Annotated in this window: 12 protein-coding genes; 6 read left to right on the plus strand and 6 right to left on the minus strand. The window is 73.2% G+C overall.

Annotated elements, in window-relative coordinates:
• Window positions 1–103: 103 nt before the first annotated feature.
• Both AB4039_RS30355 and AB4039_RS30360 read right to left on the minus strand, forming a co-directional pair.
• Window positions 104–1690 carry an ABC transporter substrate-binding protein gene (locus AB4039_RS30355; protein WP_266846165.1) on the minus strand — a complete coding sequence of 529 codons (1587 nt, stop codon included), beginning with the start codon at window positions 1688–1690 and terminating at the stop codon, window positions 104–106.
• Between the two features lie 253 nt (window positions 1691–1943).
• Complete coding sequence (locus AB4039_RS30360; protein ID WP_442272290.1) at window positions 1944–3659, minus strand: amidohydrolase; 1716 nt, start codon at window positions 3657–3659, stop codon at window positions 1944–1946.
• A 129-nt stretch (window positions 3660–3788) separates the two neighbouring features.
• Here AB4039_RS30360 and AB4039_RS30365 point away from each other — a divergent pair, with 129 nt between their 5' ends.
• Window positions 3789–4484, plus strand: a complete 696-nt coding sequence (locus AB4039_RS30365; protein ID WP_442272291.1) for a TetR/AcrR family transcriptional regulator — start codon at window positions 3789–3791, stop codon at window positions 4482–4484.
• A 43-nt stretch (window positions 4485–4527) separates the two neighbouring features.
• On the opposite strand, the gene AB4039_RS30370 is transcribed toward AB4039_RS30365, so the two are convergent.
• The 4 genes from AB4039_RS30370 to AB4039_RS30385 form a co-directional block, all read right to left on the minus strand.
• Window positions 4528–5751: an FAD-dependent monooxygenase gene (locus AB4039_RS30370; protein WP_266846162.1), complete on the minus strand. Its 1224-nt coding sequence runs from the start codon at window positions 5749–5751 to the stop codon at window positions 4528–4530.
• Between the two features lie 4 nt (window positions 5752–5755).
• Window positions 5756–12955 (minus strand): amino acid adenylation domain-containing protein, encoded by a 7200-nt coding sequence (locus AB4039_RS30375; RefSeq protein WP_442272307.1) that lies wholly within the window; start codon window positions 12953–12955, stop codon window positions 5756–5758.
• A 5-nt stretch (window positions 12956–12960) separates the two neighbouring features.
• Window positions 12961–13827: a hypothetical protein gene (locus AB4039_RS30380; RefSeq protein ID WP_442272292.1), complete on the minus strand. Its 867-nt coding sequence runs from the start codon at window positions 13825–13827 to the stop codon at window positions 12961–12963.
• A gap of 241 nt (window positions 13828–14068) precedes the next feature.
• A complete protein-coding gene (locus AB4039_RS30385; protein WP_442272293.1) occupies window positions 14069–16360 on the minus strand; it encodes an ATP-binding protein in 2292 nt (763 codons plus the stop codon).
• Between the two features lie 374 nt (window positions 16361–16734).
• On the opposite strand from AB4039_RS30385, the gene AB4039_RS30390 reads away from it, so the two are divergent.
• From AB4039_RS30390 to AB4039_RS30410, 5 genes are all read left to right on the plus strand, one after another.
• Entirely contained in the window at window positions 16735–17481 is a 747-nt protein-coding gene (locus tag AB4039_RS30390; protein ID WP_266846159.1) for a MerR family transcriptional regulator, read from the plus strand.
• 241 nt (window positions 17482–17722) lie between these two features.
• Window positions 17723–19198 carry a SagB family peptide dehydrogenase gene (locus AB4039_RS30395; RefSeq protein WP_442272294.1) on the plus strand — a complete coding sequence of 492 codons (1476 nt, stop codon included), beginning with the start codon at window positions 17723–17725 and terminating at the stop codon, window positions 19196–19198.
• On the plus strand, window positions 19195–20004 hold the full coding sequence (locus AB4039_RS30400) for an HlyD family efflux transporter periplasmic adaptor subunit (protein ID WP_266846157.1): 810 nt from the start codon (window positions 19195–19197) through the stop codon (window positions 20002–20004). The genes AB4039_RS30395 and AB4039_RS30400 overlap by 4 nt, the downstream gene beginning before the upstream one ends.
• Complete coding sequence (locus AB4039_RS30405) at window positions 20001–22193, plus strand: NHLP family bacteriocin export ABC transporter peptidase/permease/ATPase subunit (protein ID WP_442272295.1); 2193 nt, start codon at window positions 20001–20003, stop codon at window positions 22191–22193. Before AB4039_RS30400 ends, AB4039_RS30405 begins: the two co-directional genes overlap by 4 nt.
• Window positions 22190–25270 (plus strand): ATP-binding cassette domain-containing protein, encoded by a 3081-nt coding sequence (locus AB4039_RS30410; protein ID WP_442272296.1) that lies wholly within the window; start codon window positions 22190–22192, stop codon window positions 25268–25270. The genes AB4039_RS30405 and AB4039_RS30410 overlap by 4 nt, the downstream gene beginning before the upstream one ends.
• The last annotated feature ends 18 nt before the right edge of the window (window positions 25271–25288 follow it).

The raw sequence follows: 25288 nt of genomic DNA on the forward strand, positions 1-25288 counted from the left end.
GGGACGGCCGGGGCGGGGACGGCCGGGGCGGGGACGGCCGGGGCGGGGGCGGTCGGCACGGGCCCGGCCGGGGCGGGCGGCGCCGTGCCCGGGGGCTCTTCGGTCATCCCTTGGCTCCGATCTCTGCGGCCCACGGGTAGTAGAGGTAGGCGATGGAGGGCTGGACGCCGGTGATCCGCTTGCCCAGGAAGACGCTCACGGGCTGGGTGTACAGGGGCAGCCAGGGCAGTTCGCGCAGGGCGATGCGCTGGGCCTCGGCATTGGCCGCCGCGTGGCCGGCCGGGTCGTAGGTGTCGACGGCGCGGTCGACGGCCGCGTCGTAGGCGGGGTCGGACCAGCCGCCGTAGTTGCTGAACGCGCCGGTGCGCAGGGAGGCGTACATGTCCAGCGGATCGGTGATGGAGGTGTACCAGAAGGTGAGGAAGAGGTCGACGCCCTCGCGGGCGGCGGGGTCGGTGAAGAGCGCGGTGTACTTCTCGGCGGAGACGCTGTCGATCTGCGGTTCGAGTCCGATGGCCGTGGCGGCCTGGGCGACGGCCTGGGTGATGATCGTGGTCTGCGAGTCCAGGGGGCTGGTGGCGATCACGACCTTCTGGCCGGACACTCCGGCCTCGGCGGCGAGCGCCTTGGCCTTGGCCGGGTCGTACGGGTACTTCGGCAGGTCCTTCAGGAGGGCCTCGCGGGTGGCGGCGGGCGCGTCGTTCCACAGGTTGTCGGTGACGAGCGAGTCGGCGACCTCTCCGGCGCCGCCGGCTCCGGCCTTGACGATGCCCTTGCGGTCGATGGCCATGAGCAGGGCCCGGCGTACGCGGGCGTCGCCGAGGGGGCCCTTGAGGTTGCCGACGACCTCGTCGGCGACGGTGGTGTTGCGGCCGAAGTAGAGGCTTCCGGCCTGGGTGGAGCGCAGTTGGGCATACGCGTTGGGCGGGACCATCCAGCCGCCGTCGACCTCGCCGGACTGGAAGGCGTTGACCCGGGTGGTGGCGTCGGCGAGGAAGACGAACTTCACCTCGCCGGACCTGGCCTTGAGTTCGGGGTTCCAGTAGGCGTCGTTGCGCTTGAGGGTGAGGGACTGGCCGGAGGTCCAGGAACCGAAGGAGAAGGGGCCGGTGCAGTTGACGCCGGTCTGCGGGTTCCCGTAGTCCTTGCCGGCCTTGGCCAGGGTGGCGGCGGACTCCACCGTGCCGGGGGCGGCGGCGAGGTACCGGTTGAAGGTGGAGTCGGGCTGGGTGAGCGTGACGGTGACCTCCATGTCCCCGCTGCGATCGACCGACTTGACGTTCTTGAAGGGGTAGGCCCAGACGCTGGCCACGGCCGGGTCGAGGTTGCGGCGCAGTGAGGCGACGACGTCGTCGGCGGTGAGCGGGGTCCCGTCGTGGAAGTGCACTCCGGGCCGGATCCGGTAGACCCAGGTGGTGGGGGTGGGGTTGCTGAACGACTCCGCGAGGTTGGGGGAGGTCGTGAGGTCGGGGTTCCAGCGCAGCAGGCTCTCGCAGACGTTGGCGAGGATCTGGTTGGGCGGGTAGTCGAAGGACTGTGCGTAGTCGATGGAGGCGGGCTCGGCGAAGGTGGACCAGGTGAAGGAGGCCAGGTCACCGGCCGGGGCGGGGGTGCGGTCGGTGATCCGGTAGGCGGCGGCCGCGTCCTTCGCCGGGTGGGCCGTACCGCTGCACCCGCCCGTGAGGAACACGGCGGTGGCGGCGAGGCCGCCGACCGCGGCGTGCCGGAGGCGGGCGGTTCGAGAGGTGCGGGAGGTATGGGGGGTACGGCTGGTGCTCGGCGTGCGTGTCGCTCTCGATCGGGCTGATCGGGCTGATCGGGCTGATCGGGCTGATGGCATCGTCTGCCTCCGTGAGGGGTGAGCTTCCTGAGGTGCGGGGTGCTGCCCGGCGGCGGGCGGACCGGCCGGGGCGTTGCGGTGCGTCGCCGGTGGGGACCGGCGCTCAGTCCTTCGCGGCGAAGACCTGTTCGCCGTCGAGGTAGGTGCGGCGCACCCGGGTCCCGGCGATCTCGCCGGGGGGCAGCTCGAAGGGGTTGCGGTCGAGCACGACGAGGTCGGCGTACTTGCCCTCCTCGACGGTGCCGGTGACCGCGTCGAGGTGGTTCGCCCAGGCGCTGCCGGCGGTGTAGGCGGTCAGGGCCTGGGAGAGGGTCAGGGCCTGCTCCGGGAAGAAGGGCGCGACCGGCTCGCGGCGGCCGCGGGGGCCGTGGGCTCCGTCGGGGGTTCCGGCGGCCTCGTCGGGGACGGTCCGGTTGACGGCGACGTGGATGCCCCAGAGCGGGTTGGGGCTGCTCACGGACCAGTCGCTGCCGGCGACCAGGCGGGTTCCGGCGCGCCCGAGGTCTGCGAACGGGTACTGGAGGGCGGCGCGTTCGGGGCCCAGGAAGGGGATCGTCAGCTCGTCCATCTGCGGTTCGTGGGCGGCCCACAGCGCCTGGATGTTGGCGGCCGCCCCCACCCGGGCGAAGCGGGCGATGTCGTCGGGGTGGACGACCTGGAGGTGGGCGAGGTGGTGGCGGTTGTCGTTGGCGCCGTTGGCCGCGCGGGCCGCTTCCAGGGCGTCGAGGACCTCCCGGACCGCGCGGTCCCCGAGCGCGTGGAAGTGGAGCTGGAAGCCCGAGCGGTCGAGGAGCCGTACGGCTTCGGTGAGGAGATCGGGATCGATGAAGCTGAGGCCGGAGTTCCCGGTGGCGCAGCCGCAGCCGTCGAGGTAGGGCTCCAGCATGCCGGCCGTGAAGTTCTCGGCGATGCCGTCCTGCATGATCTTGACGCTGGTGGCGTTGAAGCGGCCCACCCGTCCGGTGCGGCGGCGCTCCTCGATCCCGGGTATCTGTTCCAGCCCGCGCTCGCGGTCCCACCACAGGGCGCCGACCACCCGGGCCCGCAGCGACCCCTCGCGGGCGGCGTGCAGGTAGACGTCGTAGTTGTCGGGGTGGCCGGGGAAGGCGCCGATCATGGCGTCCTGCCAGCCGGTCACGCCGAGGGAGAAGAGGTGCTCCTGGGCGGCGAGGAGGCCGGCGTGGGCCTCGTCGGCGGTGGCGATCGGCACGTGGCGGGCGACCAGCTCCACGGCCCCCTCCTGGAGGGTGCCGGCCGGGAAGCCGTCCGGTTCCCGCTCGATCCGGCCGTCCACCGGGTCGGGGGTGGCGGCGTCGACGCCGGCGAGGCGCAGGGCGGGGGTGTTGACCCAGGCGCCGTGTCCGTCGCGGTTGCCGAGCAGGACGGGGCGGTCGGGGACCACGGCGTCGAGCATGGCCCGGGTGGGGGTGCCGCCGGGGAAGACGTCCATCGACCAGCCGCCGCCGCGGATCCACGGCGCTTCGGGGTGCGCTGCGGCGTACGCGGCCACCACGGCCAGGTAGCCGTCGGCCGAGTGCTCCCCGCTCAGGTCGCAGCCGAGCATCTGGAGGCCGGCCACGACCGGGTGGACGTGGGCGTCCTGGAATCCGGGGACGAGCAGCCCGCCCGCGAGGTCCACCACCTCGGTGCCCGCGTCCGCCAGGGAGCGCACGGCGCTCTCGTCGGCGACGGCGAGGATCCGGCCCGCGCCGACGGCCACGGCCGCGTCGACCGGTGTCGCGCGGGTCCCGGTGAACACCTGTCCTCCCACGAAGACGGTGTCCGCCCGCTGCCTGCTGCGCTGCCTGTTCCGGTCCATCGACGCTTCCTCCGGCTCGGCGGGCCGGGCCCGCACGGCGTGTTCGTTGAGGAGGAGTGAACGGGAGCGCAACAGTGTTGTCAACGGTGTTGCGCTGCCTCTGTTCCGCATCGTTACACTGACCGCACCATGCCGAAGTCATCCGAGACACCCACCCGGTCCAAGCGCGCCGGCAGCCAGCTCACGCCCGACGCCATCATCGAAGCGAGCCTGCGCATCGCGGCGCGCGGCAGCGCGGACGCCTTCACCGTGCGCCGTCTCGGCGAGGAGCTCGGTGCCGACCCGACGGCGGTGTACCGGCACTTCCGCGACAAGGACGACCTGCTGCTGTCCGTGGCGGACCGCACCCTGGGCGAGGTCCTCGACAGCATCCCCGGAGGCCTCGACTGGAAGGACCGGCTGCGGGCCCTGGCCGCCGGCTCCCTGGAGGTCGCCCTCAGGTACCCGGTGGTCGGCTCGACCATGGCCAGCCGGACCACCCGCAGACCCAACGAGTTCCGGGTGGTGGAACTGATCCTCGGCGCCGTCACGGAGGCCGGGCTCGAAGGCCGCGAGGCGGCCGTGCACTACCGGATGGTCGGCGACTCCCTGCTGGCCTACGTCGGCCAGCGCGCCGCCTACATGCTCTTCGACCCGGACGTCCGCGCGGCCGACGAGTCGTCCTGGAGCCGCGAGTACCGGCTGGTGGATCCCGAGGGCTTCCCGCACATCACCGGGCTGAGCACCGAGCTCGCCGAGGTGACGGAGGAGCAGATCTTCGAGGTCAGGGTCGAGGCGCTGATCACGGCGATCGAGACGCGGGTACGGACCCTGCGCGGAGGCTGAGCCCCCGCCGCCCCGGTCCGGCCGGGGCGGCGGGGGCCGACTCCTACGGGAGCCCGTGGCCGCCGGGGTCGCGCAGGACGAGGGGTCCGGGCACCGCAGCGGCGGGGAAGGTCAGCGCCTCCTCGTTCCGACGGGCGAGTTCCTCGTGCGGCGTCAGCCGGAAGTAGTCGTCGCGGACCCGGCGGTGTTCGGGGGTGTCGGCCTGTTCGAGGTCGCTCATCGCCCGGGAGGCGGCGACCATGGCCCGGGTCCGCTCACGGCGGCGGTCCTCGTACGTCCGCAGGGCGAGCGGCAGGTCCTCGCGGGCCTGCGGACCGGCCAGGGTGTGGGCCAGGACCACGGCGTCCTCGATCGCCATGGCCGAGCCCTGGCCGAGGGTGGTCAGCATGGGGTGGGCCGCGTCACCGAGGAGGGTGACGGGGCCCTCTCCCCACCGTTCCAGGAACGGACGGTCGTGGGAGGGCGTGGCGAGGATGTCCCCGGGCGGCGTGGCCTCGATCACCGACCGCACCTCGTCGGCCCACCCCTCGAACGCCCGGACGACGTCCTCCTTGGTGCCGTCCCAGGCGCGCGAGCGGTCTTCGGGCATGTTCCGGGTGCCCCACCAGTAGTAGCGCCCGTGGCCGATGTCGATGAGGCCGAAGCGCTGTCCGCTGCCCCAGTAGTGGCGCACGGCGCCCGGGGCGAGCGCGGGGTGGCGGAAGGGGACGATGCCGAGCCAGCAGACGTAGCCGCTGTCCCGGGAGGTCTCCGGTCCGACGAGCCGGCCGCGCACGGCCGAGTGGAACCCGTCGGCACCGATGAGGAGGTCTCCGCGCGCCGAACTCCCGTCGCCGAAGCGGACGACGACGCCCGAGTCGTCGGTCTCGAAGCCGGTCGCGGTGGCGCCCAGGTGGACGGGGCAGTCCCCGGCCGCCTCCAGCAGGGCCTTCTGGAGGTCCGAGCGGCTCAGGCAGACGCTGGGCGCGCCGACCTTCTCGCAGACCTCCTTGAAGGGCAGGTCCCTGATGAGACGGCCGCCGTGGTCCGTGACGGTGAACGACTCGACGACCCGGCCGCGGTCCTCCAGGCCCAGGTCGATGCCCAGCGTGGCGAGGGCGCTGATGGCGTTGCTCATGACCGACAGGCCGGAACCGGCGGCGCGCAGTTCGGTGGCCCGTTCGTACACCTCCACGTCGATCCCGACCCGGCGGAGGGCGACCGCGCAGGCCAGCCCGCCGATACCGGCTCCGATGACGATGGCCTTCAGGGGGCGATCCGTCGACATGTCGTCAGTTCTCCTCGTCGGATCCGGCGGTTTCGGCGGTTTCGGCGTCTTCGGACCCGATCAGGTCCGCGACCGTCCTGGCCATGTGTTCCACGTACGGTTCCTCCATGATCGTGAGGTGGTCGCCGGGCACGGCGATGACCCGGAGCGGGCCGCCCGTGATGTCCCGCCAGCCGTTGGACTCGTCCTCGTGGCGGCTTCCGGCCGCGCCGTGCATCGCGGCGAGGACGTCCGGCAGGGGCTCCATCGCGCGGATCAGGGTGAGCCCCCGGTACCCGCCCTCGGGGCGGTACTCCAGCGCCGCCTGCCAGTTCGCCCGGTAGACGCCGAAGAGCCGGCGGATGACGGCTCCCGAACTGCCGGCCGGCAGGACGCCCTCGTCGGCCGCGAGGCGGGCGATGAAGTCGAACTTCTCGTCCAGGCCTTCCAGTTCGTCGGGTATGACCTCCATCGGCGAGTCCCCGCCGCGCCCCAGCCAGAGCAGCTCCCAGAAGAACCACCCCAGCAGCGCGTCGTCGTCGTGCCGGTGGCGCTCCCGCCGGCTCAGCGCGGTGGTGTCCAGGAGCACGAGGTGGGCCACCTCCTCGCCCGCGTCCCGCAGGCGGCGGGCGATCTCGAAGGCGACGAAGCCGCCGTAGGACCATCCGCCGACGCTGTACGGACCGTGCGGCTGCACCGTCCGCAGTGCGGCGATGTAGCTGTCCGCGAGCTCCTCGACGGTGCCGAGCGGTGTGGTGCCGGGGTCCGAGCCGCACGCCTGGAGCGCGTAGAGCGGCTGGTCCTCGGGAAGGTGCCGGGCGAAGGGCACGTAGCACAGCACGTTGCCGCCCATGGGGTGGACCATGAACAGCGGCGGGCGGGTGCCCTGCGGGCGGATGGGGACCAGGGGGTCGAAGGCGGGGGCGGCGCCGCCCTCGCGCAGCCGTGCCGCGAGCCTGGCCGCGGTGGGAGCGGCGATGAACTGTGACAGCGGGATGGCGACGCCGTAGCGCTGTTCGATCCGGACCGTCAGCCGCATCGCGGTGAGCGAGGTGCCGCCCAGGTCGAAGAGGCTGTCGTGGACGCCGACGGCGGGCAGGTTCAGCAGCTCGGCCAGCATCTCGCACAGGGCGCGTTCGTGGGCGTCGCGGGGTCCGGTGGTCCCGGCTTCGGCGGCGGTGGCGAGCGGCATCCGGCGCAGGGCGGCGTCGTCCCGCTTCCCGCTGGGGGTCAGCGGCAGGTGGGTCACCCACTGCAGGCGGGACGGGACGAGGTGTTCGGGCAGCTCGGTGCGCAGGCTCTCCCGGATGGCCGTCAGATCGTCGGTGGTGCCCTCGCCCACGAGGAAGGCCGCAAGGAGGCTTTCGCCGTTCTCCTGCCGGGCCACCACGGCGGCGTCGCGCAGGCACGGGTACTGCCCGGTGAGGGCGGTGACGGCCAGTTCCACCTCGGCGGGTTCGACGCGGTAGCCGCGCACCTTGACCTGGGCGTCGGCCCGGCCGGTGTACACGAGCGTCCCGTCGGGCAGCACCATCCCCAGGTCCCCGGTGTCGTACAGCATCCGGTCCTCGCCCGCGAAGGGATGCCGGACGAAGCGCTCCTTGGTGAGGTCCGGGCGGCCCTCGTAGCCGTCGGCCAGGCAGGTGCCGCCGAGGTGGACGGTGCCGCGCACCCCGGCGGGGACCGGGCGCATGCGGGCGTCCAGCACATGTGCCTCGGCGCCGTCGACGGGGCGTCCGATCGGGGGCAGCGTGGGGAAGGCGGCGGGGTCCCCGGTCATGGTGAAGGCGGTGGCGACGTGGGTCTCCGTCGGCCCGTACTGGTTCTCCAGCACGACGCCGGGCAGGGCGGCGCACAGGGCGCGGATCTCCCGGGTGACGCGCAGCTGCTCGCCCGAGGACACCAGCACCCGCAGCGCGCGAGGGGTGATGCCCAGCGTCTGCGCGGTCTCCGCCAGCTGCTGGAGCGCCACGTAGGGCAGGAAGACGCGCTCGATGCCCGCGCGGTCGATCAGCCGCAGCAGCTCCGGCATGTCGCGCCGCTCGGCGTCGCCGATCAGGTGCAGCGTGCCGCCGGAGCAGAGCGTGGAGAAGACCTCCTGGAAGGAGACGTCGAAGCTCATCGGCGCGTACTGGAGGGTGGCACCGCCCGCGGCGCCGCTCGGCGCCCGGGTCTGCCAGGCGACCAGGCCCGCCAGGGAACGGTGCGGCATGGCCACGCCCTTGGGCCGGCCCGTGGAGCCGGAGGTGAACAGGACGTAGGCGGTGGTGTCGGCGGGGATCGCGGCGGGGGGCTCCGCCACGGGCCCGGCGGACGGCTCGGTCACCGACTCGGCGGGCAGCAGCAGCGACGGGTCACGGACGAGGCCGGCGTGGGCGGTGTGGGCGATGACCCGGAAGGGCTTGGCCTGTTCCTGCATCTCGGCCAGCCGCTTCGCGGGGTAGCCGACGTCCAGCGGCACCACCGCGCAGCCGGCCCGCAGCACGCCCAGGAGCACGGCGACGGTCCGTGGCGAGCGGTCCATGGCGATCCCGATCCGGGCCCCGAGCGGGGCGCCGAGTCCGCACAGCCGGCGGGCCACCCTAGCGGCCGTCGCGTCCAGCCGTGCGTAGTCCCACCGCTCCTCCCCCATCACCAGGGCGGTCGCCTGCGGAGTGCGGGCGGCCTGCCGTGCGAAGCGTTCGACGACGGTGGGGTGGTGCGCGGCACGGGCCAGGGCCGGGCGGCCCGCGAGGAAGGCGAAGTCGGGTTCGGCGTGGGGGTCCTCCACCATGCTCCGCAGGATCCTGCGGTACCCGTCGGCGAAGAGGGCGGCCTGGTCGGCGGAGAATCCGGTGCCGTCGTGGTCGATCCGCATCCACACGCGTCCGCCGTCGGGCTCGGTCACCACGTTCACCAGGAGGCCGAAGTCGGTCTCCTCCCAGGTGCGGACGTCGCGCAGGCGCACGTCCGGCAGGCCGAGGACCTGGGACAGTTGGTGGAAGTGCACGTAGTTGAAGGCGGTGTCCAGGACGGGGCCGCCGTGGTCCTCCCGGATGGCGCTGAGCGGGTAGCGGCGGTGGGGGTGGCCGTCCTGTTCCTGCCGGAAGGCCTCGCGCGCCACGTCCAGCCACCGGTCCCGGGTGACGTCCAGGCGCAGGGGCACCGTGTTCAGGAAGAGCCCGGCCGTACGTTCGGCGCCGGCGAGCTCGGGCCGTCCGTGGGTGATCAGCCCGGTGGTCACGTCACCGGTGCCGGCGAACATGGCCAGGGTCAGGCAGTGCGCCGCGAAGAACACGGACTTGACCGGCAGGTGCTGCGCGGCGGCGAACTCGCGTACCTGTGAGAGGAGTTCGGGATCGAGGTCGGCGCGGTGCGCCGACGGCTCCCCGTCGGTGCCGGGCAGGTGCGTACGGAACGCCTCGATCTGCAGGGGTTCGGCGCCGGCCAGCTTCTGCCTCCAGTACCGCCGTGACTCCTCGGCCTCCAGGGCCGCGCGCTCCTCCCGCGCGTAGGCCGCCGCCGAGGGGGCCGGGGGGTCGTCCACGGCGCCGATGGCCAGGCCCAGGCCGTGGGCGTAGTCCTGGAGCAGTTCCTGGAGGAGGGTGGCCACGCTGCCGCCGTCGAGCAACGCGTGGTGGAAGCTGAGGACCAGGTCGACGGCTTCGGGCCGGACGTGCGCGCGGAAGAGGTACAGCGGCGCCCGGTCGAAGACGTAGGGGTGCAGGCGCCGGGCCTCGATGTGTGCGTGGACCTCGGCTTCGGCCGCCGCATCGTCGAGCGGGCGCAGGTCGAGGACGTCGAGGCCGCCGGGGGCCTGCGGGCGGACGATCTGCAACGGCTCGGAGAAGCCGGCGAGGTCGAAGGCGGAGCGCAGCACCGGGTGGCGTGCCACCAGCCTGCCGAAGGCCCGGCGGAACGTTTCTTCATTCCAGGGCAGTTCGAGGGTGTAGCGGAAGACGTCCTTGTACGTGGCGGAGGTCTCGCGCCTGCGGCTGTGGTAGAGCAGGCCGAGCTGGAGCCGGGTGACCGGCCAGGCGTCCTCGGTGCCTTCCAGCCGGGCCCGGTCCACACGGGACACGAGGGCGAACGGTGCGGGGGCGCCGCTGCCCTCCGGCGCGGTCACCTCCTCGGCCCGTGCGGCCAGCCCCGCCACCGTCGGGTTCCGGATGAGGTCGGTGAGGGAGAAGCGCAGGCCCCGGGCCTCGGCCCGGGCACGCACGCTGAGCATGAGGATGGAGTCCCCGCCGAGCGCGAAGTAGTCGTCGTGGACGCCGACGTGCTCCCAGCCCAGCACCTCGGCCCAGATCTCGGCGAGGACGGCCTCGGCGCGGCTCCGCGGCGGTCGGCCGCCGTCCGGGTCCGCGGCGTTGCGGGGCTCGGGCAGCGCACCGCGGTCGGCCTTCCCGTTGGGGGTCAGCGGAACGGCGTCGATCCGCAGGAAGTGGGCCGGGACCATGAACGCCGGCAGGGTCCGCGCGAGCCCCTCGCGCAGCCGTGCGTCGTCCAGGTCGGCGTCGGCGACGTAGTAGCCGACGAGGTGGGTGCCGCGGTCGTCGGTGCTGCGGTCCACGACGATGGCGTCACGGACGCCGGGGAGCGAGCGCAGGGCGTCGGCGACCTCGCCCGGCTCCACGCGGTTGCCCCGGATCTTGACCTGGCCGTCGATCCGCCCCAGGTACTCCAGGGTCCCGTCCGCCAGCCATCGTGCGAGGTCGCCGGTGCGGTAGAGGCGTCCGCCGGGCGTGAACGGGTCGTCGGTGAACTTCTCGGCGGTCAGTTCCGGCCGGTCCAGGTAGCCCCGGGCGACACCCACGCCGCCGATGCACAGCTCTCCGGCGACGCCGGCCGGCTGGGGCAGGCCGGCGGGGTCCAGCACGTACAGCCGGGTGTTGTCGATCGGCCGTCCGATCGGGACCCGGGTCACCTTCTCGTCGGGGTCCCCCGGGCAGTCGTGGTACGAGACGTCGACCGTGGCCTCGGTCGGCCCGTACAGGTTGACCAGCCGTACGGGACGCTCCGCACCGGAGGCGCCGAAGACGCGGTTGAACCGCTCGACGCCCGCCGGCGGCAGGGCCTCGCCGCTGCAGAAGACGTACCGCAGGCAGTCCAGGCCCGCGCGGCCCTCCGGCAGGCTCTCCAGCAGGTCGAGGAAGGGGCCGAGCATCGAGGGCACGAAGTGCAGGGCGCTGACCCCCCGCTCCCGCACGGCCCGCAGGATCTCCTGCGGATCCTGCTGGCCGCCGGGCGGCAGCAGGGCCACCGCGGCGCCCTCGACGGCCCACCAGAACAGCTCCCACACCGATACGTCGAAGGAGACCGGCGTCTTCTGCAGCAGGACGTCGCCGTCGCCGAGCGGGTGGCGGCGCTGCATCCAGGCGAGGCGGTTGACGACGCTGTGGTGCTCCACCATCACCCCCTTGGGGCGACCGGTCGAACCGGAGGTGTAGATGACGTACGCCAGATCGCGGGAGCCGGAGACCGGCGCGAGCGGGGCGCCGCTGCCCTGCGACAGCTCCTCGACGTGCCGCGCCTTCGCCCCGTCGGGCAGGCCCGCGGCGGGGCCGGAGCCGTCCACGATCACCACCTTGGCGCGGCTGTCCTCCAGCAGGAACCGCACGCGCTCGGCGGGGTAGCCGGGATCCACCGGTACGTAGGCGCCACCGGACTTCAGGACGCCGAGCAGCGCCGCCATCAGCTGCGGACCGCGCTCCAGCATCACCGCGACGCGGTCGTCCGCGCCCACGCCGTCCTCGCGCAGGGACCGGGCGATCCGGTTGGCCCGCTCGTCGAGTTCGGCGTAGGTCAGCGTCTCGCCCGCCGCCCCGATGACGGCGGTCTGCCGGGGGCGGCGGGCGGCCTGTGCTTCGAACAGTCCGTGCAGCGTGGCCCCGTCGGCGTACGGTACCCGCGGACCGTGGCTGCGTACCTCCGTGAGGTCCGCGTGTTCGGCGGGCGTCAGCATCGGGACGGTCGACGCCGGCGCGTCCAGCATGGTCACGCCGTGTTCGAGCATGGTCCGCAGGTGGCCGACGACGGACGCGATGGGCAGGTCCTCGTCGAAGACGTCGCGGGCGTAGTCCAGGTCGACGCGCATGTCGGCGGTGCCGTCGAAGGCGGACACGATGACGCCCAGGGCGTCCTGGTCGTGCGAGGGGGCCATCATGGCCGTCTGCCGCTCGACGCCGGTGACCGACTCCGGCGGCGGCCAGTGCAGGTAGGAGAGCGTCACGTCGAAGAGCCGGCGCGGGCCGTTGGCGGAGGGGGGCAGTTCGCGCAGGACGTCGCCCAGCGAGAGCCGTTCGTGGCGCCGCAGCGCGCGGGTCGCGGCCTGGGTCTCGGCGACCAGTTCCCGTACCGTCCGTCCGCCGGGAGCCGGGACCCGCAGCGGCAGGGTGTTGGCGAACTGGCCGAGGACGTCCTTGTGGTGGGCCTCCGGCCGGTTCAGGAAGGGGATCCCCAGGACCGCTTCCTCGCTGCGGTGCAGCCGGGTCAGCCAGGTCCCGAACACGGCGGTGATGTAGGCGAAAGGCGAGAAGCCCGCGGCGCGGACCCGGTCGACGAGGCTCGCCTCAACGACGAACGAATGGCGCCCGCGCGCGTGCTCGTCGGCGGTGCGCGTGAAGAGCGCGGGCGTCACGCCGGCCAGGGCCTCCCGGTGGAAGGCCCGGTCCCGGTCGCCCTGGGGACCGGCGCGGTAGGCGGCCTCCTCCTCGACGAACTCGAGGTAGGAGGAGGTCCCGTCGGGGCGGGCGGCCGCACCGGGGGTTGCGGTGTCCCGCTCGTACTCCTCGAAGATCTCGTGGCTGAGCCGGTGGACGGTCCAGCCGTCGGCGAGGATGTGGTGCACCTTGACGTGCAGGTGCGTGAGGTCCGGGCCCTCCAGGAGCAGTGTGGCCTCGACCAGGGCGCCGCCGTCCGTGAGGGGCAGTGCCGTATCCATCGAGCGCCGCGTCCACTCGGCGCACGCCACGTCCGGTTCGGGCTCCCGGGTGAGGTCCACCGTGGTGACGCGGATGTCCTCGCCCGCCTCCCACTGGAAGGGCCTCCCCCCGTTCTCGCCGAACCGCAGCCGGAAGGTCCCGTGACGCCGTAACACGTTCTCGGCGCTCCGGGTGAGCGCGTCGTGGTCGACGCGGCCCCTCAGCCTCTCGTGGAGGACACCGTTGAACTGTGGTGATCCGGGAGCCTGGGAGGCGGCGGCCCAGACGTCCCGTTGATATGCCGTCAGCGGGTGTCGTTCGATCTCGTTCACCGCATGAGTACCTGTCTGCCACTGAAGGCCGCTCCGGTCRCAGCCTTCGCCGTGATCGACATGATGCCGAGCCGCAAGTGGAGATTCGGGACACAGGTGCGAATTGCCGGAATTCGCCTGAACGGCCTTAAGGCGGCCGTAAGCACACCGGGTGGTGGGGGGCCGCCCGCGACGCCGTTGTCGGTGCTGCTGCTGACGAGTACGGTCACCACCGAGGTGCCGACCCGCGCGGCCACCAGCGTGGTGCCGCCCTGCCAGGCGGAGCTCGTCTCGGTGATGACCCAGGCGCCGTCGCCGACGCCCGCCAGGGGCTTCTCCGCGACCGTCACCTTGGCGTGGGTGGCGCCGTCGGTGTAGCTCGGGCAGGCCATGGAGATCTTGCCCAGCGCGTCGAGCACGGTCGTGGCGGTCGCGTCCCGGTAGACGTCGATCTCCTGGGCGAACTCCTCGGAGGAGTCCTTGTTCACGTAACCGTCCTGCGCGAACGAGACGCCGGTGATCCCGGTGATCTCCGTCCACGAGGTCCCGCCGAGCTTGGTGCRGTCGGGGGTGGGCACGTCCGCGGTGGCCGGCAGCTGGTAGGTGTCGCCGGTGTCGCGCGCGAGTTCCGGGTCGGCGGTGAAGCCGGAGGCGAAGAAGGACGCCGGCGCGAGCAGCGCCTTGAGCTGCCTGCCGGTCGGCAGGCCCTTGTTGGGGCCGCCGGCCGGAGCGGCGGCCGACGGCGCCGCGGCGGCCGACTTCGAGCCCGCGGCCTTCGGGGCGGCCTTCGGGGCGRCCTTCGCGGCGGTGAAGGAGCAGGCGGTCAGCGCCAGCGGAAGTGCCGCGACGGTGAGAAGCCTGGCGGCGGAGGATATCTGACGCACGATGTGACTCGACCTCGATGTTCGCATGCATGACGCACCGGGTCATCCGGTGCCTCACGGTTCGGCTGAGCCGGGATCACCCGGAGGAGCTCAGCAAAGGGACTCGCGCATCCCATCGGGTCGCCCACCGGCAGGGCAAGGGCCCGGCAAATGCTTTGCCAGAGGATAGGAAATGTTTACCGGAATACGCCCGTCCGCACCTGCCTCCTGCTACAAGGCCTCCGCGAGACGGAAAGCGGGGTCACGCGCCGGCTTCGGGGATTTCTTCCAGATGGGCGGCGGCTTCGCCGTGGCGGGGGTGGTTGAGTTCCCTCAGGGTGTGCTGAGCCCTGGTCAGGGCGGTGCGGGCTTCCTCGTCGCGGCCCAGTCGGTGCAGGGCGATGCCCAGGTCGAGGCGGGCCGGTTCGCTCCAGGCCGGCATGTCCGCGGCCTCGAAGGCGGCGAGCGCCCGGCGCAAGTGGGCTTCCGCCTCGGACCAGCGGGCGAGTGCGGCCAGGTCGCCGCCGAGGTAGTGGAGGGTGGCGGCGTGGTAGACGGCGATCAGGTCGGGTGACTGGCCCGGGATACCCGCCCGGCAGATGGCCTCGCTGCTGCGGTGGATGGCGAGGGCCTGCCCGGCGTGGCCGGTCTCGCGCAGCACGACCCCGAGGCCGTTGAGGGTGGTCAGTTCGGCGACACGGCCCTGGGGGGTGGTGTTGTCGCGGTGGCAGGCGGCGGAGTCGCGCAGCCAGGCGATGGCCTCGCCGGTGCGGCCGAGGCGTTTGAGCGCGCCCGCCCCGTACGCCAGGGCCCACCCCATCTGGAGCCGGTCGCCGCCCTCCCGGGCCGCGGTGAAGGCGGCGTCGGCGGTCTCCACGGCGGCGTGGTGGTCGTAGGTGCACATGTTGTAGGCCCAGGCCAGATAGTTGAGGTGAACGGCCTCCTCCGCCCGGCTGCCCAGGGCGCGGGCGGAGGCGACGGCGAGTCGGAACACCTCCACCCACTGTTCCCAGTGCTGGGTGCGGTCGGAGAACCAGTGCATGGCCTCGGCGGTGTCGATGACCTCACGGTGCCATCCGGTGGCCCGGGCGTGGTGGAGCGCCCACAGCCACTGGGCGCGTTCGGCTTCCAGCCAGGCACGGGCCGGTTCGCGGCCGGTGGGGGCGGTCGCCGGGTCCGGGTCGCCCTCGGGGCTCCGGCCGTGGTCCGCGTCGAAGTGGAGCGCCGCCGCCGTGGCCCGATTCAGCATCCAGCGGGCGGTGCGGTCACGGGCGGCCGCGAGGGCGGTGGGGTCGTCGGCGGCGGCGAGTTGCTCGGTGGCGAACAGTTTCAGCAGGTCGTGGAAGCGGTAGCGCTCGGTTTCCGGGTGCGGCTGGAGGAGTCCGTGGTCGGCGAGGTCCTCGACGTACAGCCGGGCCCGGCGCAGGGTGGTGCCCGCCAGTACGGCCGCGGTCTCCGGGCTGAAGTCGGGGCCGGCCGCAAGGGCTGCGCGCCGCAGCAGGGTCCGGGCGGTCGGCGTGAGACGGCGGTAGGACAGCGCGAACGCGGCCCGCATTTCCAGGCTGCCCGCCCTCAGGGAGTCCAGGCGGCTCTCCTCCCTGGCGAGTTGGGTGACCAGCTTGCCCAACCGCTCCTGCGGCCGGATCGCCAGGCGCTGTCCGGCGATCCGGACGGCCAGCGGCAGGTGGCCGCACAGGTCGGCGAGGTCGCGGGCGGCCTGGGCTTCCCGGGCGACGCGCTGTGCGCCGATGATGCGGGTGATCAGTTCGACGGACTCCTCGCGGTGCAGCAGCGTGAGGTCGACGCGGTGCGCGCACTCCAGGCCGGCCAGGGCGTGGCGGCTGGTGACGATGGTCAGCGAGTGGCCCCGGCCCGGGAGCAGCGGGCGGAGCTGGTCCTCGTCGGCGGCGTTGTCCAGCAGCAGGAGCAGTCGGCGTACGGCGGTGATCGAGCGGAGCAGACCCGTACGGTCCTGGGTGTCGTGGGGGACGGCCCGCTCGGTGACGCCGAGGGCGCGCAGCAGGCGGGCCAGGACTTCGCGCGGGTCGGCGGGCCGCTCGTCCATGCCGCGCAGATCGACGGCGAACTGGCCGTCGGGGTAGTGCGGGGCGAGGGAGTGCGCGGCGTGTACGGCGAAGGCGGTCTTGCCCAGGCCCGGCTGTCCGGCGACGACGGCGACGGGTGCCGGGGCTCCGCCGGGGTGTTCGGCCAGGGCGCGCAGGCGGGCCAGGTCCTGGGTACGGGCGGTGAAGTCACTGAGGTCGCGCGGCAGCGGCATCGTGCCCGAGGGTACGGCGGCCGGGTGTGAGCGGGGACGGCCGCAGGCGGCGACCCGTTCCAGGTCTTCGAGGTCCACGGTGTCCAGGGCGAGTGCGCGGGCCAGCGCCTGCACGGTACGGCGCTGCGGTCCACGCGTACGGCCGCGTTCCAGGTCGACGAGGGTGCGCACGCTCACTCCCGCGGCATGGGCGAGCCGTTCCTGGGTATGGCCTGCCCGGACGCGCAGGCCGCGCAGCAGCTCCCCGAACCCGCCGGGCGCGGACCCGCCGCTCATGACCGACCGGCTGCTGGTGAACGCCCGGTGACAGGGGCTCGGCGGGGCTGCCGCACGTGGAACGCTCCTCGTGGTGCTGCGCGCTCCCCCGGGTGCGGCGCGAGCTGTACGGCAGAAGTATGCCGGACGCACTCCTGCGGGCTGAACCGCCTGGTCCGGGCCGCCGGGCGCGTGCTCGACTGGGTCCGGCCGCACTGCCGGGGCACGACGCGCCACGGCACGGGACGGCAGGCCCACGGCCGGCCTCCGGGGCCGCAGTGCCGGCCCCCGCACACCCCTCTCGCGTGCGGTGCGCCCACCTCGTCGACATCACCTCATCGCCATCGCCATCGCCATCGCCATCGCCACGGTGCCGGCCCGCGGAAGGACACACCATGACATCGACCCCCCTGTCCCTGACGAGCCCGGATCGTCCGGCAGCCCGCTACACCGTGGAGGAGCTCTCCAGGATCGTCGGCATGTCCCCGAGGAACGTCCGGGCGCACCAATCACGCAAGTTGCTCCAGCCGCCGGTCCGCAGGGGACGGATCGGCTACTACGACGACACGCACGTGCGCCGGCTGGAGCACATCGTCTCGCTCCAGCGGCAGGGCTTCAACCTGGTGTCGATCGCCGCCCTCCTCGGCGCGGAGGGCCGCGACGACGACCGGGAGAAGCTCACCACCGCCCTGCAGCGGGCGATACGGGAGAGGCCCGGCGTCTTCCACTCCCTGAACCGGCACGGCGTGGTCGGCTGGGACGAGGACGGCGCCGTGCGCATCGCCCGGCCGGGCGTCCTGCGCGCCGCCCTCGACCTCGTCCGGGCGGGGATCCCCGCGGCGGTCACCCTGCACTGCCTGGCACGGTTGCTGGACCGGGTCGACGGCGCCGCCGAGGAGCTGATCAAGGTCGTCGGCGCGGACATCCTCTCGCTCAACCTTCCCTGCCACGCGCGGGACTCCGCCGCCGGACCGGACGACCACAGCACCGGCGCCTTCGCCCAGGGGCTGGTGGAGCTCCTGGCGAGCGCCTTCCGCGCGGCCGCCGAGAACCACGGCCGGGAACTGGCCGCGGACCTGCTGGCCGGCAGTTTCGGGGCCGCGCCCTGGGTCGAGGAATCCGTCGTCGTCGAGAACGGCTGAGCGACCCGGCGCCCCCGGCGGGCCGATGACACCGTTCCGTGCCGCGGTCGATCCGCTGCCCGGCACGGGATCGATCCGTTCGCCGAGGACCGGCCCCGTCCGCCCTACGGTCGGTGTCAGCCGGGCTCGCCGCACGCACTGCGGGACGGCGGCCCCGACCGCCGCGAGCCCCCGCCCCCCTACGGATCCGCCCCCGTCCGACCGTCGCACGACCGTCCCCGTACCAGGATCGTGAAATCCCATGAAACGCACGTCCCCGTTTCCGGGCGCCGCCAAGGTCGAGAGCTATCGGCTGCGCGTCGACGCACGGTTGGTCCACGAGCCGGGCGGGTCCCTGGTCCTGGAGCAGTCCCGCTACCGACTGCGCCTTCCCGACCCGGAGCCCGGCCGGCGCGCGCTACTCCTCCACATGGCCGAGGGGTGGCTGAGCGACCTTCAGATAGCCCGGCTCGTCACCGGCCTGGAGGGCGAAGCGCGCATCCTGCCGGCCCAACTCCTGGTCCGCCGCCTGCTGTTGCACTGCTGGCTGGACCGGAGGATCGCCGCCGGGGCCCGGGTGCTGCTGGACGTGGTGCCCCGTGGGCTCGGGGCGCAGAGCGGTCCCGTCCGGCGTCTGCACGGTGCCGGGGTGGTCTACCGGCTGTCCCGCTTCGCGGTGCTCCGCACCGATCGGGGGCGGATGCTGGCCCATTCCCCGCTGAGCACCGTCGCCATCGCCTGCGCGCACACCCAGCTGGGCGCCGTCCTGGCGGGCGCGGCGGCGGACGGGGTCAGCCGGCCCGACGTGGCCAAGGCCCTGGAGGTGGACGAACCCACCGCCGGGTACGTACTGGACGAGCTGCTCTCCGCCCAGGTCCTGGTGACCTCCGAGGAAGCCGAGGCCGAGACCGGTACCGCGCCGATGGGTCTGTGGTCGCCGGAGGAACTGTGGCTCCACGACCGGACGCGGCCGCAGCGCCACGCGGCGCCGATCGGCGCCACCCACCGCTTCCGCGGAGTCCCGGAGCCGGAGCCGGAGCCCGCACCGGCCGACGGTCCCGCCGCGCGTCGCACCATCGTCCTCCCCTCGCCCGCCGCGCCCCCCGCGGGGGCGGCGCCGGACTCGCTGGCCGCGGTGATGTCCCGTCGCCGCAGTGTCCGCCGCCAGGACGACACCCGGCCGATCACCGCGGCCCAGCTGGCCGAGTTCCTGCACCGGGTCCAGCGCCTCGGCCCCGCCGCGACCGGCGACGCGGACGGCCGGGAGACCGGCAGGCGCCCGTACCCGGGAGCCGGCGGGATCGGCGAACTGGAGATCTATCCGCTGGTCTCGCGCTGCGCCGGGTTGGAGAGCGGGCTCTACCACTACGACTCGGTGCGGCACCGGCTGGCGGCCGTCGCCGCCACGGGCCCCGAGACCGCGAAGATGCTGTCCTTCGCGCGCGCCACGGCCACCATGCCGGACCCGCCCCAGGTGCTGTTCGTGATCACCGCGCGGATCGGGCGCCTGATGTGGAAGTACGAAGGGATTCCGTACGCGTTGGCGCTCAAGGACGCCGGAATCCTGACCGCGTGGATGTACCTCGTCGCCACCGACATGGGGCTGGCCCCGTGCGCGCTGGGGGCGGGGGACGTCGCCTCGTTCGCCGCGTTGTCGGGACTGGACACGCTGGTCGAACCCGCCATCGCCGAGTTCGTCCTCGGCTCTTGCCCGTCCGACTGCGAGGAGCAGCCTTGAGGTTCCGCAAACAAGCCCTCCGAAAGCTCGAATCACCCGAGCAACTCGACGAGATCGCCCGACTGGCCTCGATACCCACCTGGTTGACGACGCTGGCGCTGCTGGTCGTGGTGCTGTCCATCGGTACCTGGTCGGCCTTCGCCACCGTGCCGAAGACCGTCGACGCCCCCGGGGTGCTCACCCACGCGGCGGGTGCCGTCACCCTGGACGCCACGCGGCAGGGGCAGGTGACCTCGGTCCTGGTGGCCCCGAACCAACGGGTCGGCAAGGAGCAGCCGCTCTACACCCTGGTCGGYCAGAACGGCTCGACCGAGACGGTCACCGCGCCGTGGACCGCGCACGTGGTCAGCGTGCGCATCTCCGAGGGCGAGATGCTGCTGCCCGGGAGCAAGGTCGCCGTACTGGAGCGGTTGGACACGCCCGGCGACCGGTTGGAGGCGATGGTCTACGTCCCGGCGGCCCATGCCCCACTGCTGCGCGTCGGCATGCCCGTACGGCTCTCGACCGCGGTGGCGCCGGTGAGCGTCTTCGGCACGCTGTCCGGAACGGTCTCGGCCGTCGGCTCCCAGCCGGAGACGGAGGAGTCCCTGCACGCCTTCCTCGGCTCCGGCCGCGATGTGACCCCGTTCCTCAGCACCGGGTCGGTCGTCGCGGTGACCGTCCGCCTCACCCCGGACGGCGGGTCGCCGAGCGGGCTGAAGTGGTCCCGCTCCTCCCCGTCCTTCGCGCTGAACTCGCAGAGCGCGGTGACGGCGACCCTGACCGTGGCCCAGGAACGCCCGCTGAACTGGCTGGTGAAGCGATGAGGGCGACCCTCCCGAAGCGCGCCGCCGACCGGCCGGCCTCCAAGCGGGTGCGCACCCCCACCGTGATCCAGATGGAGGCCACCGAGTGCGGGGCCGCCTCGCTGGGCATCGTCCTGGCCCACTACGGCCGCCACGTCCCGCTCGAAGAACTCCGGCAGGCCTGCGGGGTGAGCCGGGACGGCTCCACCGCGGCCAGCGTCGCCAAGGCGGCGCGCCGGTACGGGCTGACCGCACGCGGTCGCCAGAGTCCCGTCCCGGAGCTCGGCTCCGTGCGGCTGCCGGCCATTCTGTACTGGAACTTCGAACACTTCCTGGTGCTGGAGGGGCTGGGGCGGAAGGTCAGCCTCAACGATCCGGCCACCGGCCCCCGTACGGTGAGCTGGGAGGAGTTCGACGACGCGTACACGGGCATCCTGATCGCGGTGGAGCCGGGTCCCGGGTTCGAGCGGGGAGGGCACCCGTTCAGTCTGGTCCGCACCCTTCGCGAACGCTGGCGCAACCTCGGCTCGGTCGTGCCCCAGACCGCGATCCTCGGCCTCCTGGTGGCACTGGTCGGCATCGCGGTGCCCGCCCTCACCCGGGTCTTCGTCGACCGGGTGCTGCTCGGCTCGGAATCGGCCACCTCCGTCGCGCTGGTCGCGGCGATGGCCGTGGCGACCGTGATCACCCTCGTCGCCGGATGGCTCCAACAGCGCCTGCTCGTGCGCGCCGAGACCGCGGTGGCGCTCGGCAGCGCGGCCCGCCTGATGCGGCACATGCTGCGGCTTCCGCTGGGCTTCTTCAACCAGCGCATGGCGGCCGATCTGGCCCGGCGGGTGCGCACCAACGACGTGGTGGCCGACATCTTCACGCGACGGCTGGCGTCCACCGCGGTGGACATGGCCCTGGCCCTGTCCTACGCCGCGCTGCTGTGCCAGTACGACCTCGTCCTCGGGCTGTGCGCGCTGTTCTTCTCCGGGCTCAACGTGGCCGTGCTGCGCTGGCTGTCCACCATCCGCGCGACCGCCATCGCGGGCCTGCAGGCCGAACGCGGTCGGCTCTTCGCCGCCGTGTACACCACCATCTCGATGATCGAGACCGTCAAGGCCAGCGGCCAGGAGGAGCTGAGCTACCAGCAGTTCGCCGCGCGGCAGGCGGCGGTGACCACGGGGCAGCAGAAGGCGGGCGTACCGGCGGCCGTCGTGGCGGCGGTGCCCGCTCTGCTCGCCGCGCTGAACACGGCCGTGCTGATCGCCCTGGGCAGTCACCTCGTCCTCACCGGCACCCTGACCGTCGGAGTGCTCGTCGCCATGCAGGGACTGGCCGTCGCGATGAACCGGCCCGTCACCAGCCTCACCACGGTCAGTGCCCAGGTCGAGGAGATCGGCGCGGACCTGCAGCGCCTCCAGGACGTGGAGCGCTATCCGCTGCCGCCCGCACCCGCCGCCTCCGGGGCGCCCACACCGCTGGAAGGCCACGTGGTGCTCGACCGGGTCACCTTCGGCTACAACCCGTTGGTCCCTCCCCTCCTCCAGGACTTCTCCCTGGACCTGCCCCCCGGGGCGCGGGTGGCGCTGGTCGGCGGTTCCGGCAGCGGGAAGTCCACCGTGGGCCGGCTGCTCGCCGGACTGCACCAGCCCTGGAGCGGGCGGATCACCGTCGACGGCCGCGAGCCGCACGAGCTCGACCCGGGGCTGTGGGCCGCCACGATGGCGATGGTCGACCAGGACAAGATCATGTTCGAGGGCACGGTACGGGACAACGTCACCCTGTGGGACCCGACCATCTCCGACGAGGACGTCGTACAGGCCCTCAAGGACGCCTGCATCCACCAGGAAGTGGCGGCCCGCCCCGGCGGTCTGGCCAGCCCGGTGCACGAAGGCGGACGCAACTTCTCCGGAGGCCAGCGCCAGCGCCTGGAAATCGCCCGCGCCCTGGTCCGCAACCCCCGGCTGCTCATCCTGGACGAGGCCACCAGCGCCCTGGACACCGAGACGGAGCGACGGATCGACTCCAACCTGCGCCGCCGCGGCGCCACGTGCCTCATCGTGGCCCACCGCTTGTCCACCATCCGCGACTGCGACCGGATCATCGTGCTCCAGCACGGCCAGGAGGTCGAACGCGGCACGCACGACGCCCTCATGGAACGCGACGGTTCCTACGCGGCACTCATCCGGCACCAGGCGAAGACATCGGGGGAAACCGCATGAGCACCGCCGTTCCGCCCCAGGACTGGGACCTGCTCGCCCGGCTGGCGGCCCCCGGCTCCACCGCGACCCGCCGGATCGACGGGCGGCACACCGTCTACCTGGTCGAAGGCGGCCCGGCCGACATCTTCGCGAGCCGTCTCGTGCCCGACGGCGACACCTCCCGGCAGCACTTCGTGGCCCGCTGCCCCGTCCACAGCGCGATCCCCTCCTCGACCGCGACCGGCGAGTGGCAGCTCACCGTGGTACCGCTGCCCGGCGGGCGCCTGCGCGGCATCGACCACGACCAGCTCTCCGGGCTGTTCCGCCAGGTCCGGCCCGAGGAGCCGGACCGCGGCCGGCCGGCCGGCCGCGAAGACCGCGTCGCCGACGTGATCAGCGACGCCCTCGACCGGGCCCTCCAGGCCGTCTCGGACGCCGTACGCTCCACCGGCGCCCCGCGGGACGCCCAGGTACTGCGCTCCCGGCAGATCGTCTCCCTCACCCGCGGCCGTACGGTCGTCGGCAGCGGCCGCCCGTGCTGGATCCGGCTGGCGGACGGCCGCATGAGCAAGAACGGCCTGGCCGACCACACCGTCTCGGCCGGGCGCGAGGCGCTCTTCCTCGGTCTGCAGGACTGGACCCGTGCGGAGTCGGACTGTCTGGTCGAGCTCCTGAACACCCCGGACCTGCTGCGCTCCGGAGCCCTCTTCGAAGCCGTCGACCAGCAGATGGCCCATCTGGTGCGTTCGCTCGGCGACCGCGCCCTGGCGACGGACACCGCGTTCCTGCACGCGATCGACGTCCGCAAGCGCGCCGCCGAGCAGATGGTGGCGGCGAGTGCGCGACGGGCCCTGGGCGTGCTCGGCGCGAACCGCGCCCGCGGTGGGCGGCTCGCCACCGACGGCGCCCAGGACGCGCGGGCCTGGGCGGTCGAAACCCTCCGGGTGGTCACCGAGGGAGCGGACGTCTCCGTGACCGAGCCGCCCACCCACACGCCGGGGACCAGCGACCACGGCGACGAACTCCGGGCGGTCGCCCAGAGTTCGGGGCTCCACCTGCGTCAGGTCCGGCTGTCCGCCAAGTGGTGGCGCAACAATGTCGGCCCGCTCATCGGCTGGCGCCCGGCCACGGCGGCGGGCCCGGCATCCGCCGATGAACGGACGGACGCACCGGCCTCCGGTGACGACGTCTCCGGCGCCCCCCGCCTGATCCCGGTCCCGCTCCTGTTCGCCCGCGGCCGGTACTGGATGGTCAACCCGCACACCCGGGCCCGTACCCCGGTGGACCGGCGGCGCGCGGACACCTTCGGCCGGAACGCCACCCTGGCCCAGCTGCCCCTGCCCGCGGACACCAGCCTGCGCCAGCTCCTGCGCCGGGGGGCCTTCGGCACCGCGTCGGAGCTGCGGTCCATGCTGGCCACCGGAGTCGCCGTGGCCGCGCTGAGCCTGGCGACCCCGCTGCTGATCGGCCAGGTGCTCAGCTCCCTGACCTCGGGAGGCCTCCAGGACCTTCCCTGGGCCACCGGTCTGTACCTGGTGAGCGCCGTCGCGGCGGCCCTGTTCACCGCGCTCCTCAACCTGCACGCGCTGCGGCTGGAGGACCGGCTGGAATCGGGGATCCAACTCGCCCTGTGGGACCGGCTGATGCGGCTCCCGTCCGACTTCTTCACCCGGACCGCCAGCGGCGTCCTGGCCAGCAAGATGCTGGGCACGGCCTACGCCCGCCAGGCCTTGAACGGGCTGGCGACCCGGACCTTCCTCGCCCTGCTGACCGCGGCGGCCGGGCTGGCCCTGACCCTGACGATCAACCCCGTCGTCGGTCTGTACACCCTCGTCCTGCTGGCGGGGACCAGCGGCCTGGGAGTCCTCTTCGGCCTGGCGGTGATCCGCCGTCAGCGCCAGGCCCTGCCCGCCGAGCACCACGCCGCGGCCGTGACCAACGAGATCTTCGGCGGCATCATGAAGATCCGGCTGGCCGCCGCCGAGAACGCCATGTTCAGCCGTTGGGCGCAGGCCACCGTCGTGGCGCGCGCCCGGCTGCAACGCGTGCACCGGGTGCAGGGGGCCCTGTCGGCGGTCGCCGTCACCGTCCCCATCGCCGGACAGCTGGTCCTCTTCGCGCTGCTGGCAGGCCCTTTGCGGGGCCAGGTGCCGGCGAGCGGCTTCTTCACGCTCAACGCGGCCTTCGCCCTGCAGCTCCAGTCCATGATCCTCCTGGTCACCAGCGGCGCCGAGTTCGTCGTCGTGCTCCCCCGCCTGCACGGACTCACCGAGGTACTGACCGCGCGGGCCGAGCGCGAAGCCAGTCACGTCCAACCGCTGGACCTCCGGGGGGAGATCGAGATCGTCAACGCGACCTTCGGCTACCCGGGCCTGGACACCCCGGTGCTCGACAAGGTGACGCTGCACGCCCGCCCCGGCCAGTTCGTCGCGATCGTCGGTCCCAGCGGCTCCGGCAAGTCCACCCTCCTGCGACTGCTGCTCGGTTTCGAGCGCCCGCGCAGCGGCTCCGTGCTCTACGACGGACAGGACCTCGCCGAGCTCGACGTGCAGGCCGTGCGCCGCCAGTGCGGCGTGGTCCTCCAGGACGGGCGGCTGTTCAGCGGCACCATCCGGGAGAACATCTGCGGCGCCCAGCCCTACTCCATCGAGCAGGTCTGGGAGGCCGCCGCCATGGCGGGCCTCGACGAGGACATCCGCCGGATGCCGATGGCGCTCAACAGCCTGCTGTCCTTCGGCGGCGGCGCCCTGTCCGTCGGCCAGCGGCAGCGCGTCCTGATCGCCAGGGCGCTGATCTCCAAACCGCGGGTGCTCTTCTTCGACGAGGCGACCAGTGCCCTCGACAACCACACCCAGGAGATCGTCACCGCGAGCACCCGGCAACTCGCCGCGACCCGGATCGTCATCGCCCACCGGCTCTCCACCGTGATCAACGCGGACGTCATCCTCGTCATGGACCAGGGCCGGATCGTCCAGAGCGGCACCTATCACGAGCTGCTCGCGGACACCGGCGGCCTGTTCCACCGGCTCGCCCGGCGCCAGCTGTGGGCACAGTCGGCGAACCCGAGCGGCACCGCCGCCAACTCCCCCGCTCCATGACCGAAAGCGAAGGTCCGC

The organism is Streptomyces sp. M-16 (assembly GCF_052114405.1).
Classification (GTDB): Bacteria; Actinomycetota; Actinomycetes; order Streptomycetales; family Streptomycetaceae; genus Streptomyces.

Excerpts from the sequence above, each read along its gene's own strand:
- AB4039_RS30405 (WP_442272295.1), top strand. The coding sequence starts at position 20,001 with ATGAGGGCGACCCTCCCGAAGCGCGCCGCCGACCGGCCGGCCTCCAAG.
- AB4039_RS30365 (WP_442272291.1), top strand. The coding sequence starts at position 3,789 with ATGCCGAAGTCATCCGAGACACCCACCCGGTCCAAGCGCGCCGGCAGC.
- AB4039_RS30410 (WP_442272296.1), top strand. The coding sequence starts at position 22,190 with ATGAGCACCGCCGTTCCGCCCCAGGACTGGGACCTGCTCGCCCGGCTG.
- AB4039_RS30390 (WP_266846159.1), top strand. The coding sequence starts at position 16,735 with ATGACATCGACCCCCCTGTCCCTGACGAGCCCGGATCGTCCGGCAGCC.
- AB4039_RS30385 (WP_442272293.1), bottom strand. The coding sequence starts at position 16,360 with ATGAGCGGCGGGTCCGCGCCCGGCGGGTTCGGGGAGCTGCTGCGCGGC.
- AB4039_RS30370 (WP_266846162.1), bottom strand. The coding sequence starts at position 5,751 with ATGTCGACGGATCGCCCCCTGAAGGCCATCGTCATCGGAGCCGGTATC.
- AB4039_RS30395 (WP_442272294.1), top strand. The coding sequence starts at position 17,723 with ATGAAACGCACGTCCCCGTTTCCGGGCGCCGCCAAGGTCGAGAGCTAT.
- AB4039_RS30360 (WP_442272290.1), bottom strand. The coding sequence starts at position 3,659 with ATGGACCGGAACAGGCAGCGCAGCAGGCAGCGGGCGGACACCGTCTTC.